The following is a 13,317-nucleotide window of genomic DNA, read 5'->3' as shown; positions in this document are numbered from 1 at the left end:
CGGAATCCCGATGCCTTCACCCACCCTTCCGCAGCCCGCCCTGACCGGCTTCCCCACGGTCGACGCCCTCGAGGCGGCCTTTCTCGCCCTGTCCGAGAACGCGCCGCACCTCGTGCGGCGCCGCATCCTCGGGTGGTCGCGGCTCGGCGAGCCCATCCCCGTCTACGCGATCGGCGACGGGCGCGCGCACGCCGTCATCGCGGGGGGCGTGCACCCGAACGAGCCCATCGGCTTTCACACCGCGCTCACTCTCGCCGAGCGGCTCGTCGCCGACGAGGGGCTCCGGAGAGAACTGGGGATGACGTTCCACATCGTGCCGTGCATCGACCCGGACGGCACACGCATGAACGAGGGCTGGTTCGCCTCCCCCGGCGACCGCGGCTCCTACGGGCGGGCCTTCTACCGTCCGGCACCCGACGAGCAGGTCGAGTGGAGCTTCCCTCTCTCCTACAAACGGCTCCACTTCGATCGGGTGCTCCCCGAGACCCGCGCGCTCGCGGATCTGTTCGACGAGGTCGAGCCGGCCCTGTTCGTCGGATTGCACAATGCCGAGGTCGGCGGCGTCTACTTCTACGTGAACCGCGACGACGACGCGCTCGTCCGGGAGCTTTCGGCGATCCCTGCCCGCCACGGCCTGCCACTCGACATCGGCGAGCCCGAGTCGCCCGACCTGGTGCGCCTGGGCGACGCCGTGTTCCGCTGCCCCACCGTCGCGGAGCGGTACGACTACCTCGAGGGTCTCGGACTCGACCCGCTCGCCGAGGTGTCGGGCGGAGGCTCGGCCGACTATCTGCAGCGCCACGGCACCCTGGTCATGGTCGCCGAGCTTCCGTACTGGACGCACGACGACGTCGTAGACGAGGGATCGGGCGGGATCTCGTACCGCCGCATCGTGCAGGACCGCGCCGAGGCGCTGAGGGCGCTCGGCGAGACCCTCGGGGGCGCGCTCTCACGGGTCGACGCGCACCTGACGATCCCGAGCCCGATGCTGCGCGGTGCGAGGGCCTTCGCCCCGCTCATGACGGCGCTCGCCGATGCGGAAGACGAGCGGGCGCGGCGCCTGGCCGTCGACCGCATCGCGACGCGGGCGGAGGTGTTCTCGAACGAGGATGCCGTGAGGTCTTTCCGTCTGCGCTTCGGGGGCATGCTCCTTCGAGCTCTCGAGATCGAGTGCGCCGCGGGCGTCGCCCATGACACGGTCCGTCGGGAGCGCGACTCCTTCCGTCTCGTGTACGAGCAGTGGGTCGCCGAGGCGGAACGAGTGCCGCTTCGGGCGCTGCCCCTCGCAGACCTGGTGGGTGTGCAGCTCGACGCCGTCCTCGCGGCCGCCCGCGCGGCGGTGATCGCGTGAGGTTCGCGCGCGCCGCGGGCGCCCGACTGATCGAGGTCGGCATCGTCTTCCTCGGCGTCACCTTCATCATCTACGCGATGGTCTGGGCGCTCCCGGGCGACCCGATCGCTGCTCTGGGCGGCGACCGCCCGCTTCCGGCCGCCGTGGTCGCCGAGCTGCGCCGCCAGTTCCACCTCGACGATCCGCTCCTGCTGCAGTACCTGCGCTACCTCGGCGGGCTCTTCACCGGCGACCTGGGAACCACGTTCGACGGCGTGCCCGTGGCCGATCGCATGGCCGCGCGCTGGCCGGTGACGATCACGCTCGCGATCACGGCGTGGGTGATCGAGGTCGTGCTCGGCGTGCTCCTCGGTCTGGTGGCGGGGCTGCGCAAGAACAGCTGGATCGACCGCGGCGTGCTGCTGACCACGATCCTCGCGACGTCCATCCCCATCTTCGTCGTCGCCGTGGGGGCCCAGCTGATCTTCGGACTCCAGCTGAAGTGGCTGCCCATCGCGGGTACGACGGCGGGATGGCCGACGGCCTACATCCTGCCGGCGGCCGTCATCGCGATCTTCGGTCTCGCCGCGATCGCCCGCCTCATGCGCGGCAGCGTCATCGACACGCTCCAGTCCGACTTCGTGCGGACGCTGCGGGCCAAGGGGGTGCCGCGTCGGACGATCGTCGGCACGCACGTGATGCGCAACTCCGTCTCGCCCGTCCTCACCTTCGTCGCCATCGACCTGGGGTACCTGCTCGGTGGGGCCGTCGTGGTCGAGGGCGTGTTCAACCTGCCGGGCATCGGACAGCTGCTCTTCACCGCCATCCGCACGCACGAGGGCCCGACCGTGGTGGGGGTCGGCACGACGCTGATCCTCATCTTCCTGGCCCTCAGCCTGCTGGTCGACCTCGTCAACTCCGCCCTCGACCCGAGGATCCGCCATGTCTGAGATGATCGCCGCCACCGCGCCCGAGCAGCCGACCCTCGTCGACCGCGGCCTGTGGTCTGTCCTGCGCCGTCGCGTGACCTTCTGGGCGCCGGTCATCGTGCTGGCCCTCCTGGGGCTGATCGCCCTGCTGCCCGGCCCGATCGCGATGCTCTTCGGCAGCGGTGACCCCCGCGCGTGCGATCTCGTCGACAGTGCTCTGCCACCGGGCCCGGGGCATCCCTTCGGCACCGACCTGCAGGGCTGCGACATCTACGCGAACGTCGTCTTCGGCACGCGCACCTCGCTGTCGATCGGACTGCTGACCACCGCGCTGTGCCTCGTCGTCGCGATCGTGCTCGGCACCATCGCCGGCTACGCCGGAGGCATCGTCGACACGGTCATCTCGCGACTGACCGACGTGTTCCTCGGGTTCCCGTTCATCCTGGGCGCGATCATCGTGCTCAACAGTCTCGGCAAGCCCGACCCCGTGCTCGTCTCTCTCGTGCTCGCCTTCTTCTCATGGCCCACGATGGCGCGTCTCGTTCGAGGCGCCGTGCGCAGCGTGCGCGGCACCGACTACGTGCGCGCCGCGTCGGTCATCGGGCTCTCGCACGTGCAGATCGTCGTCCGCCACGTGCTCCCCAACGCCATCGGGCCCGTGCTGGCGATCGCCGCGACGTTCGTGGGCAGCGTCATCGTCGCCGAGTCGACACTGACCTTCCTGGGTGTGGGGCTGCGCGCCCCCACAATCTCGTGGGGTCTGCAGTTGGCGAACGCGCAGTCGTACGTCGGCACGGCCCCGCATATGCTCCTGTTCCCCGCGCTCTTCCTGAGCATCACCGTGCTCGCGCTCATCACCCTGGGCGACACCGTGCGCGACGCCCTCGACCCGAAAGGACGCTGACCGTGTCGACCCCTCCCGAAGCCCCCGCCGCCACGTTGACCGACGCCACCGCCCCGGACGCCCCCGCCACCGCCCTCGCCTCCGGTGCGACGACGGGTGACGTGGCGGCGGCCGGTGACGCCCGGCGCGACGCCCTCCTTCGCGCGGGCGCCGCCTACGTCGCCCAGTGGATCGGCTTCCAGCACGAGCTGCGGGGGGTTCCCGGCATCCAGGTCGCGATCCGCCACCGCGGCGAGCTGCTGCTCGACGAGGCCTGGGGCGTCGCGAACGCCGCGACGTCGGAGCCGCTGACGACGGGACACCTCTTCCGCATCGCGTCCCACTCCAAGACCTTCACCGCGACCGCCGTCCTGCAGCTCGTCGAGAGCGGCGCGCTCCGCCTCGACGACCCGCTGTCGCGGTGGCTCCCCGAACTCGCGGATGCCGAGGTGGGCGACGTCAGCGTGCGCGAGCTCCTCGGCCACCAGGGCGGCGTCATCCGCGACGGCGTCGTCGCCGACTTCTGGCAGCGCGGGCTGCCCTTCCCCGACCGCGCCGAGATCCTTCGCATGGCGGCGGAGGAGGGACGCGTGTTCGCCCCGAACGAGCACTTCAAGTACTCCAACGTCGGCTACTCGCTGCTGGGCCTCGTGATCGAGGCCGCGGCGGGCGTCTCGTACGCGCAGTACGTCGTCGACCACATCGTGCGCCCGCTCGGTCTCGACGACCTCGGTCCCGAATGGGATGCCGATCGGGCCGACGACTTCGCCGCCGGCCACAACGCGGCTCTGCGAGCCGGGGCTCCGCGGCGCGTGATCCCGCACGTCGACACGCGCGCCATGGCCGCGGCGACGGGATGGTTCGGCACCGCGCGCGACCTGTCGGCGTACTTCGCCGCTCACACTCCCGGCGACGACACCCTCGTGTCGGACGCGGCGAAGAGGCTGCTGCAGCGGCGGGAGTCCGACATCGAGTACGCCGGGGTCCTTCGCCACTACGGGCTCGGCTTCGACGTGCGCGATCTCGACGGGGTGCATCTGGTCGGACACAGTGGCGGATACCCCGGCCACATCACGCGCACGTGGCTCGACCTCGACGACGACATCGTGGTGAGCGTGCTGACCAACGCCATCGACGGTCCGGCCGACGTCCTTGCGACGGGGGCCATCGGCATCCTGCGTCTGGCCCTCGCCCAGGCCGACCGCGAGCCGGCCGCGGCTGCGGTCACCGGACGGTTCGCGAGCATGTGGAGCGTGGCCGACCTCGTGGATCTTGGCGGTGCCGTGGCGGTGTTGCACCCCGCCGATCCCGACCCCGCTCGTTCCGCCGAGGTGCTCGACGTCGACGACGACGGGACGCTGCGCCTCCCGTCGCGCGCGAGCTTCGGCGCGAGTGGAGAGCCGGTGAGCGTAGAGAGGGATGCCGCGGGCGAGGTCGTGTCGATCCGCTTGAGCGGCATGTCCATGTGGCCGTTCGAGCGCTATCGCTACGCTCTGTCGACGGAGCAGCCGTCGGAGCTGCTGAAGGGGATGGCCCTGTGACGGACGAAGAACGCATCACGCCAGACGGCGCGCCCGCCGAGGTGCTCGACGAGGCCGTGAGCGCCTTCGTGGAGGACTTCGCGTACGCGTGGGGCGCGGCGGGCAACCCGCGGATGGAAGGGCGTGTTCTCGCGTTGCTCCTGATCGTCGACGAGCCCTACCTGTCGTCGGCCCGCATCGCCGATCTGCTTCAGGCGAGCGCGGGTGCCGTGTCGATGTCGACCCGGGCGCTGGTCAACCTCGGTTTCCTGAAGCGGCACGCGATCCCCGGGGACCGCAGCCACTACTTCCGCACCGAGGACGACGTGTGGGGAGGATTCCTCGCGGGTGAGCGCGACTACGTCCGCCGCATCAACTCGACCCTCGAGTTCGGCCTCGATGTGCTCCCCGAGGACGCGTCGAGGCCCCGCACACGCCTGACCAACGCCCTGCGCTACATGACCTGGCTCGTCGGGCACCACCGCAAGATGCTGGCCGAGTGGCAGGAGTACCGCGACAGCACCCTCGCCGCCGACGCGGCCGCGCCGGTCCCCGAGGCGGCCGCGACGCCCGCCGAAGCCGCCGACGCGCCCGAGCGGGAGCCGGGCTCGTGACCGCGCCCGTGCTCGAGGTCACCGGTCTCGAGGTCGTCTTCGACCTCGGCGAAGAAGAGGTGGTGGCCGTCGCGGGCCTCGACCTGACCGTCGGACGCGGCGAGATCGTGGCCCTCGTGGGGGAGTCGGGCTCGGGCAAGAGCGTGAGCGCCCTCGCCCTCGTCGGTCTGCTCCCCGAGCGGGCGCGCGTGCGCGGCACCGCGGTGTTCGACGGCGTCGACCTGCTCGCGCTCGACGAGAACCGCTTGAACGCGATCCGCGGTTCGCGCATCGCCGTCGTCTTCCAGGACCCGATGAACGCCCTCGATCCCGTCTTCCCGATCGGTCATCAGATCGACGAGGTGCTGCGCGTGCACCGTCCCGACATGGACCGCGCCGCCCGCCGCGCCCGCGTGGTGGAGCTGCTGACGATGGTGGAGATTCCGGATGCCGCCGCGCGCGTGCGCTCGTATCCGCACCAGATGTCGGGTGGTCAGGCTCAGCGCGTCATGATCGCGATGGCCCTCGCGTGCAATCCCGAGCTGATCATCGCCGACGAGCCGACGACCGCCTTGGACGTGACGGTGCAGCGCGAGGTGCTCGACGTGATGCGTCGGCTGCGCGAGCGCACCGGCACGGCGATGCTGCTCATCACGCACGACATGGGCGTGGTCGCCGACATGGCCGACAGCGTCGTGGTGCTGCGACGCGGCGAGGTGCAGGAGCGCGCCGAGGTGCAGCGCATCTTCGACGCGCCGTCGGCGCCCTACACGCGCGAGCTGCTGTCCGCCGTTCCGCGCCTGGGCGCGTCGGAACGCGTCGCGGTCGACGCGGAGGGAGAGCCCGTGCTCGAGGTCGACGGCCTCACGGTCGTTTACGGCCGCGGGGCGGGCGCGCTCACCGCCGTTGACGACGTGAGCCTTCGCATCCCCCGCGGGCAGACCACGGCACTCGTGGGGGAGTCGGGGTCGGGCAAGAGCACCATCGGCATGTGCGCCCTGGGCCTCGCCCCGATCACCTCGGGGCGGGTGCTCATCGACGGCGTCGACCTCCGCACCGCCCGTCGGGCCGCGTCGCTCGCGGTCAAGCGGTCGGTCGGGGTCGTGTTCCAGAACTCCACCGCGGCACTCGACCCCCGCATGAGCATCGGGGCCTCGATCGCGGAGCCGCTGCGGGCGCACACCGCCCTCTCTCCGCGCGAGCGCGAGGCACGGGTCGCGGCCCTGCTCTCGGACGTCGAGCTCCCGGCATCCTGGGCGGGCCGTTTCCCGCACGAGCTGTCGGGCGGTCAGCGTCAGCGCGTCGCGATCGCCCGCGCCATCGCGCTCGAGCCCCGACTTCTCGTGGCGGACGAGCCCACCTCGGCGCTGGACGTGTCGGTGCAGGCGACCGTGCTCGACCTGGTGCGACGGCTCCAGCAGGAGCTGCGGTTCGCGTGCCTGTTCATCAGCCACGACCTCGCGGTCGTCGACCAGCTGAGCGACCGGGTGGTCGTCCTGCAGCGCGGGCGAATCGTCGAGGAGGGGACTCGCCGTGAGGTGCTCGCCTCCCCGCGCGAGGAATACACGCGGGCGCTCATCGCCGCCGTCCCGGTTCCCGATCCGCGCGAGCAGGCGAGGCGTCGCTCCGCCGCCGCCTGAGGTCCGCGGCACCCGTTCAGTGGTGGAACCCCGGGCCCGTGCCCTCGGTCGGCATCGGCGACTGCAGCTTGTCGAGGTAGGCGACCTCGGTGCGGATGTCCTCCAGCAGGTCGTCGGCGAGGTCGAGGCTGAGCCCCGCGCGCACGACGATCCGCTGCACGGTGCGGTCGGACATGTCGTCGGGCAGGGGATACGCGGGCACGAGCCAGCCGTGCATACGCAGCCGGTCGGACAGGTGATACAGGTTCCAGTTCTCCGTGTAGCCCGGGCGCATGCGCCACGCGAACACCGGCAGGTCGCTCCCGTCGCTCACCAGTTCGAACGGTTTCATCGCGCCGATCCCGTGCGACAGGTGCAGGGCGACCTTCTGCAGCCCCCGTTGCACGGTGGCGTATCCCTCGAAGCCGAGACGCAGGAACAGGTAGAACTGCAGCAGCACCTGGGCTCCGGGGCGTGAGAAGTTCAGCGCGAAGGTCGGCATGTCGCCGCCGAGGTAGCTCACGCGGAACACCAGGTCTTCGGGGAGCCACTTCTCCTCGCGCCAGACGATCCACCCCACGCCCGGGTACACGCCGCCGTACTTGTGTCCCGAGGTCGAGATCGAGTGCACGCGCTCGAGCCGGAAGTCCCACACGAGCTCGGGCCGGAGGAACGGCGCGACCATCGCCCCCGAGGCGCCGTCGACGTGAATGGCGATGTCGAGACCGGTCGCCTGCTCGATGGCATCCAGAGCTTCGGAGATGGATGCCACGGGCTCGTACGCCCCGGTATAGGTCACGCCCAGGATGGCCACGACGCCGATCGTGTTCTCATCGACGTAGTCGGCGAGGTCGTGGCCGTCGAAGACCGGGTGTTCATCGGTGACGGGGACGTAGCGGGCCTCGACGTCCCAGTAGTTGCAGAATTTCTCCCAGCACACCTGCACCGCGCTGCTCATGACGAGGTTGGGCTTCTCGGTCGACTTCCCGGCGGCGCGGCGGGCGTGCTGCCAGCGGCGCTTGAGCGCGAGCCCGCCCAGCATGCACGCCTCGGACGAGCCGATCGTCGAGGTCCCCGCGGCACCGTCGACCGAGGGGGCGTGCCAGAGGTCGGCGAGCATCCGCCAGCACGTGCGCTCGATCTCGGCGGTGCGCGGGTACTCGTCCTTGTCGATCATGTTCTTGTCGTACGCGTCGGCGTACAGGCGGTCGGCGTGCTCGTCCATCCACGTGCCGACGAAGGTCGCGAGATTCATGCGCGCGTTGCCGTCGAGCATCATCTCGTCGTGCACGATCTGATACGCCGTCTCGGGCAGCTCCGGCGTGCGCGGGAAGCGGTCGCGGCGACGGCGAGTGGCTTCGCCGGCGCGGTCGAAGACGGGCGTCAACGCATCGTCGGGTCGGTGGGTCATGGGGGTGTCCTCCGTCGTTGCGACGCCGACCGGCGCGCTCGCCCCGAGCCTGGCAGAACCCGCTTCCGGATGCCACGACCCCGATGTCTGAGGGGAGGACTAGCGTTGAACAATGGTCGGTTATCGCTACCTCGGAAACAGTGGATTCAAGATTTCGGAGATCACCCTCGGCAACTGGGTGACCCACGGCTCGCAGGTCGGAGACGACGCCGCGATCAAGACGGTGCACGCCGCGCTCGACGCGGGCATCACGACGTTCGACACCGCCGACACGTACGCCAACACGGCGGCCGAGACGGTGCTCGGCAAGGCCCTCGAGGGGCAGCGTCGCGAGTCGCTCGAGATCTTCACGAAGGTGTACTTCCCCACCGGTCCCATGGGGCCGAACGACACCGGGCTGAGCCGCAAGCACATCATGGACTCGATCAACGGCTCGCTGAAGCGCCTCGGCACCGATTACGTCGACCTCTACCAGGCTCACCGCTTCGACTACGAGACCCCGCTCGAAGAGACCTTCCAGGCCTTCGCCGACATCGTCCGTCAGGGCAAGGCGCTCTACATCGGTGTGTCCGAGTGGACCGCCGAGCAGCTGCGCGAAGGTCACGCGCTCGCGAAGCAGCTCGGCATCCAGCTCATCTCCAACCAGCCGCAGTACTCGATGCTGTGGCGCGTGATCGAGGGCAAGGTCGTTCCCACGAGCGAGGAACTCGGGATCTCGCAGATCGTCTGGTCGCCGATGGCGCAGGGCGTGCTGAGCGGCAAGTACCTGCCGGGCCAGCCTGTTCCCGAGGGATCGCGCGCGACCGACGAGAAGAGCGGCGCGAACTTCATCAAGCGGTTCCTGAACGACGACACGCTCGAGGCCGTGCAGCGACTCAAGCCCATAGCCGACGAGGCGAGTCTCACCATGCCGCAGCTCGCGATCGCGTGGGTGCTGCAGAACCCCAACATCGCCGCGGCGCTCGTGGGCGCCTCGCGTCCCGAGCAGCTCGCCGACACCGTGAAGGCGTCGGGCGTGACGCTGGATGCCGACACCCTCGCCGCGATCGACGGGGCCCTCGGCGACGCGGTGTTCTCCGACCCCGAGAACACCTACGACGTGTCGCCGAAGAAGCGCCTGGTCTGAGACACAGGGCGAAGCGGGCCGGGCGTCGTGCGTCCGGCCCGCTTTCGCGTGTCCGTCTCCGCAGGGCGTAGGTGTCTGAGCCTGTCGAAGCCCCGGTATCCGGCGCGCGGGGCGTCGTGCGTCCGGCCCGCTTTCGCGTCGCCGTCTCCGCAGGGCGTAGGTGGCTGAGCCTGTCGAAGCCCCGGGACGCGGCGCGCGGGGAGTCGCACCCCGGGATCGTGCCCTTGAGCGTCCAAAACACCCGGACATCTCGAAAATCTGTCCGGGTGTTCTGGACACTCACGCCCGTGAGGCGCGCTGGGCTGCGCCTCAGGCGCCGCTCAGGAGAGCGCAGGAATCGCGTCGTAGCCTGTGCGAATGCCTTTTTCCGCTGACCGGCCCGGTCGTCCCGAAGCACCCGGCCGCCTCGACCGCATGACGGACGAGGAGCGCGCGCAGTACGTCGACGACATCCTCGCCGCGCAGAACCCGGCGCCCCGTGACAGCGCCCTTCACGACAACGTCACCGCCGACCTCGCGGAGTGGGGCGCCCCGTCCGGCCATCCCGACGGCGCGCAACCTCCGACGGGCGCCACCGCTCTTCTCGCCCACTTCGACGACCCCGCCACCGACCCCGCCGAGCACCCCTCCTCCGGCGACGACTCCGCGAACCGGACGGAAGTGCTCGACGGCGATCGTCGGGTGTCGCTCGTCGAGACGGAGCTCGGCCGGTCCGATGCCGCGGGTTCTGGCGGCACCACCGAGCCCGTGGCATCCGGCCCCCGTCCGCCCCGCCTCCGGCGCGACGATCCGCGGCGCCCGCGACTCTCGCTCATCCGGCGCATGGCCGTGCTCGGCGGTGCCGACAACGATGTGCTCAACGAGGTTCCCGAAGAGGTTCCGCGTTTCGTGCAGATGTTCCTCGTCCTCGCGGGCACCGCGTTGGTCTCGTCGCTGTCGATGATGTTCGCGCTGCTCACGGGCGTGCGCGCCAGTCTGTTCCTGGCGATCCCCCTGGCTCTGGTCTGGGGCCTCATCATCTTCAATCTCGACCGCTTCCTCACCTCGACGATGCGCTCGACGAAGAACGTCTTCCGTCTTCTGGGTCTCGCCTTCCCCCGCGTGATCATGGCCGCGCTCATCGGCATCGTCGTCGCGGAGCCGCTCGTGCTGCAGGTGTTCCAGAACGACATCGCCCGCGAGGTGAACTCCACGAACGTCACCCAGGCGCTGAGCGATCAGGATGCCGTCACCAACGGCCCCGAGAAGCAGGCCCTCGACGCCGCGTCCGCCCAGGTCGCCGCCCTCGAGAACCAGGCGGCGACGGGCATCGTCGCGGGAACCTCCTCGACCTCGGCCGAATCGGCTGCCGCCCAGCAGACGGTGGACCAGCTCACGCAGCAGCTCGCCGCCCAGCAGACGGTGATCGATCAGGCGCGCGCGGTGTACCAGTGCGAGCTGACCGGTCAGGGTGCGGGCACCGTGCCGGGCTGTACGGGAGTCGCGGGCAACGGCGCGAGTTCCGACGCCGCGCAGGCCCAGCTGGCCCAGGCGCAGTCGGCGTACGACGCCCTCTCGACCCAGCTGCAGCAGGCGCAGACCGCACTGGCTGCCGCCAACGCCGCGGGCACCGAGGCAGCGGCATCCTCTGCCGAGCAGAACAAGCAGCAGGCCGAGGACCAGCTCCCCGCCGCCCGCACGCAATACGAGGCGGCGCTGGCCGCGTACAACCAGCGCGCGGCGTCCGTCGCCGACGGCAACGCCGGCGCGGTCGGCCTGCTCAGCCAGATCACGGCCCTCGAACGCCTCTCGGATCGCGAACCGGTCCTCAGATGGGCGCACTACCTCATCGCCGCGCTCTTCTTCATGATCGAGCTGCTGCCGGTGCTGGTGAAGGTGCTCACCGGATTCGGTGGACCCTCGCTCTACGAGAAAGCCGAGAAGATGCGCGGCCAGATCGCCCTCGACCGCGTGACGGCCCGCACCTACCGCAAGCGCGCCGACGTGATCGTCGACGAAGCCGCGCGCGTCCCCGTGGCGACCGCCTGATGGTCGCCTGGAGCGCGGGGCTTCTGCTCTACCGCGTCACGCCCGCGCCCGAGGTGCTCATCGCGCACATGGGAGGGCCGTTCTGGGCCAAGAAAGACGCCGGCGCCTGGTCGATTCCGAAGGGCGAGTACGACCCCGAGACGGAGGGGGCTCTGGATGCCGCCCGCCGCGAGTTCCGCGAAGAGCTCGGCGTCGAGCCGCCCGAGGTCGACTGGGCCGAGCTCGGGACCTTCGCGTACTCCAGCGGCAAGAAGGTCGTGGTGTTCGCGGGCGACGGCGCCGGGTTCTCGGCATCCGGATTCACCTTCGGAGAGTTCGAGATGGAGTGGCCGCCCCGCTCCGGCAAGCGGGCGTCGTTCCCCGAGGTCGATCGCGCGGAGTGGATGGGTCTGGATGCCGCCCGCGAGGCCCTCGTGAAGGGGCAGCGCCCCGCGCTCGACGCTCTCGCGTCCGCGCTCGAGGCCCTGCGCGGCGCCTGACGCGGCGCCGTCGCCCTCGAAGCCCTTCCCGGGCGCCGACGCCACGCCCTCCGCGCCCGCGCGTGCCCTGCCGCGGCTCGCGCCCGGGGCGCAGGCGAAACTCCTGAGAAACGGCGAGCGCCCACCCCGCCTCCCGCGTGATCACGCGGAGAGGAGGGTGGGCGCGGACGATTCCTCAGGAGTTTCGCACGGAGGGGTGCCGCCGCGGCGGCGCGGCCGACCTCACGGGCGCAGCAGCACCTTGCCGACGCGGGGCGAATCGCTCGCCGTCACGGCCTGCACGATGTCGTCGAGGCCGAAGGTCGCCGCGACCGGGAGGGTCAGGGTGCCGTCGGCGAGGTAGCGCGACAGCTCGCCGAACAGGGCGCCGCGGGTCTCGGCATCCATCGTCTTGCTCACGACGCTGCCCCAGAAGCCCTTCACGGTGGCCTGGCGGAAGATGAGGTCGCCGGCGCCGATCTCGAGTTTGCCTGCCCCCATCGACCCGAAGATCACGAGGGTGCCGTTCTCGCTCAGCAGCGAGAGGACCTGGCCGGCGGCGGGGCCACCGACCGAGTCGACACCCGCGACGACGGTGCCGTCGCCGATGATCGCGAGAGCCTGGTCGCGCCAGTCGTCGGCGTCCGTCGACACGACGTTGTCGATGCCCTGCGCGGCGAGTTCCTCGACGGCGCTCTGTCGGCGGACGAGACCGAGGACATGGATGCCACGGGCCTTGGCGATCTGCGCGACCATGCGACCGACCGCGCCGTTGGCGGTGTTCTGCACGATCCAGTCGCCGGCCTTCAGATCGAGCGAGTGCAGCAGGCTGATCGCGCTGAACGGCATGGACACGAGCTGAGCGGCCATCTCGTCGGGGAGCCCCTCGACGACGGGGATGAGACCGGCGGCCTTCGTGACGACCTGCTCGGCCCAGACGCCGAAGGTGCCGCCGGTGGCGACGCGCTGGCCGACGGTGAGTCCCTCGACGCCCTCGCCGAGCTCCTCGATGACCCCGACGGCCTCGGTGCCGGCGCGGGCGGGGAGCTCGGGCTTGAAGCCGTAGGTGCCGCGGATCGTCCACAGGTCGTGGTTGTGGATGGGCGACAGGATCACGCGCAGGCGCACCTCGCCGGGGCCGGGGGTCGGGGTCTCGACCTCTTCGACGCCGAGGACGTCGGCCGGTTCGCCGAACTCGTGGTGGATGACTGCGCGCATGGATTCCTCCTGTGGTTATTTTGTAACGACTGGTCTAATATAGACCTCGGGCGCGCAAAAGCAACCGTGAGGACTCTGAGCCGGTCGAGGGGTCCGGTGGCTTCGACAAGCTCAGCCACCTGCGCCGGAAGACCCTGAGCCGGTCGAAGGGTCCGGTGGCTTCGACAAGCTCAGCCACCTGCGCCGGAGGACCCTGAGCCCG

The 13,317-nt window shown here is 70.6% G+C and carries 11 protein-coding genes; 9 read left to right on the top strand and 2 right to left on the bottom strand.

The annotated features are described in order from the left end of the window. From P2P98_RS08125 to P2P98_RS08100, 6 genes are all read left to right on the top strand, one after another. Positions 1-1,351: M14 family zinc carboxypeptidase (locus P2P98_RS08125; protein ID WP_345799714.1), on the top strand; the 1,351-nt coding region annotated here is incomplete at its 5' end. Further along, positions 1,348-2,280, top strand: coding sequence for an ABC transporter permease (locus P2P98_RS08120; protein ID WP_275798912.1), 933 nt, complete (start codon positions 1,348-1,350; stop codon positions 2,278-2,280). The genes P2P98_RS08125 and P2P98_RS08120, both read left to right, overlap by 4 nt. Next, entirely contained in the window at positions 2,273-3,163 is an 891-nt protein-coding gene (locus P2P98_RS08115) for an ABC transporter permease (protein ID WP_275798909.1), read from the top strand. Before P2P98_RS08120 ends, P2P98_RS08115 begins: the two co-directional genes overlap by 8 nt. 2 nt (positions 3,164-3,165) lie before the next feature. Beyond that, positions 3,166-4,683 (top strand): serine hydrolase domain-containing protein, encoded by a 1,518-nt coding sequence (locus P2P98_RS08110; RefSeq protein ID WP_275798907.1) that lies wholly within the window; start codon positions 3,166-3,168, stop codon positions 4,681-4,683. Continuing rightward, a complete protein-coding gene (locus P2P98_RS08105) occupies positions 4,680-5,276 on the top strand; it encodes a transcriptional regulator (protein ID WP_275798905.1) in 597 nt (198 codons plus the stop codon). Before P2P98_RS08110 ends, P2P98_RS08105 begins: the two co-directional genes overlap by 4 nt. Beyond that, positions 5,273-6,895 carry an ABC transporter ATP-binding protein gene (locus tag P2P98_RS08100; protein ID WP_275798902.1) on the top strand — a complete coding sequence of 541 codons (1,623 nt, stop codon included), beginning with the start codon at positions 5,273-5,275 and terminating at the stop codon, positions 6,893-6,895. The genes P2P98_RS08105 and P2P98_RS08100 overlap by 4 nt, the downstream gene beginning before the upstream one ends. A 16-nt stretch (positions 6,896-6,911) precedes the next feature. On the opposite strand, the gene P2P98_RS08095 is transcribed toward P2P98_RS08100, so the two are convergent. Further along, complete coding sequence (locus tag P2P98_RS08095) at positions 6,912-8,285, bottom strand: glutamate decarboxylase (RefSeq protein ID WP_275798898.1); 1,374 nt, start codon at positions 8,283-8,285, stop codon at positions 6,912-6,914. A 112-nt stretch (positions 8,286-8,397) separates the two neighbouring features. On the opposite strand from P2P98_RS08095, the gene P2P98_RS08090 reads away from it, so the two are divergent. The 3 genes from P2P98_RS08090 to P2P98_RS08080 all read left to right on the top strand — a co-directional run bounded on the left by P2P98_RS08090 (position 8,398) and on the right by P2P98_RS08080 (position 11,918). Then, positions 8,398-9,411 carry an aldo/keto reductase family protein gene (locus tag P2P98_RS08090; protein WP_275798895.1) on the top strand — a complete coding sequence of 338 codons (1,014 nt, stop codon included), beginning with the start codon at positions 8,398-8,400 and terminating at the stop codon, positions 9,409-9,411. Between the two features lie 357 nt (positions 9,412-9,768). Continuing rightward, entirely contained in the window at positions 9,769-11,439 is a 1,671-nt protein-coding gene (locus P2P98_RS08085; protein ID WP_275798892.1) for a DUF4407 domain-containing protein, read from the top strand. Continuing rightward, positions 11,439-11,918 (top strand): NUDIX domain-containing protein, encoded by a 480-nt coding sequence (locus P2P98_RS08080; RefSeq protein WP_275798889.1) that lies wholly within the window; start codon positions 11,439-11,441, stop codon positions 11,916-11,918. The genes P2P98_RS08085 and P2P98_RS08080 overlap by 1 nt, the downstream gene beginning before the upstream one ends. A gap of 222 nt (positions 11,919-12,140) precedes the next feature. Here the strand turns inward: P2P98_RS08080 and P2P98_RS08075 are convergent, their stop codons facing one another. Beyond that, positions 12,141-13,115: a zinc-binding dehydrogenase gene (locus P2P98_RS08075; protein ID WP_275798886.1), complete on the bottom strand. Its 975-nt coding sequence runs from the start codon at positions 13,113-13,115 to the stop codon at positions 12,141-12,143. Positions 13,116-13,317: the final 202 nt, after the last annotated feature.

This window comes from Microbacterium sp. Kw_RZR3, assembly GCF_029222405.1.
In the GTDB taxonomy this organism is placed as follows: Bacteria; Actinomycetota; Actinomycetes; order Actinomycetales; family Microbacteriaceae; genus Microbacterium.
This window is presented reverse-complemented; position numbering and strand designations above follow the sequence as displayed.

Coding starts and splice junctions, on each gene's coding strand:
- P2P98_RS08115 (WP_275798909.1), top strand. CDS start 2,273: ATGTCTGAGATGATCGCCGCCACCGCGCCCGAGCAGCCGACCCTCGTC.
- P2P98_RS08095 (WP_275798898.1), bottom strand. CDS start 8,285: ATGACCCACCGACCCGACGATGCGTTGACGCCCGTCTTCGACCGCGCC.
- P2P98_RS08090 (WP_275798895.1), top strand. CDS start 8,398: ATGGTCGGTTATCGCTACCTCGGAAACAGTGGATTCAAGATTTCGGAG.
- P2P98_RS08085 (WP_275798892.1), top strand. CDS start 9,769: ATGCCTTTTTCCGCTGACCGGCCCGGTCGTCCCGAAGCACCCGGCCGC.
- P2P98_RS08080 (WP_275798889.1), top strand. CDS start 11,439: ATGGTCGCCTGGAGCGCGGGGCTTCTGCTCTACCGCGTCACGCCCGCG.
- P2P98_RS08075 (WP_275798886.1), bottom strand. CDS start 13,115: ATGCGCGCAGTCATCCACCACGAGTTCGGCGAACCGGCCGACGTCCTC.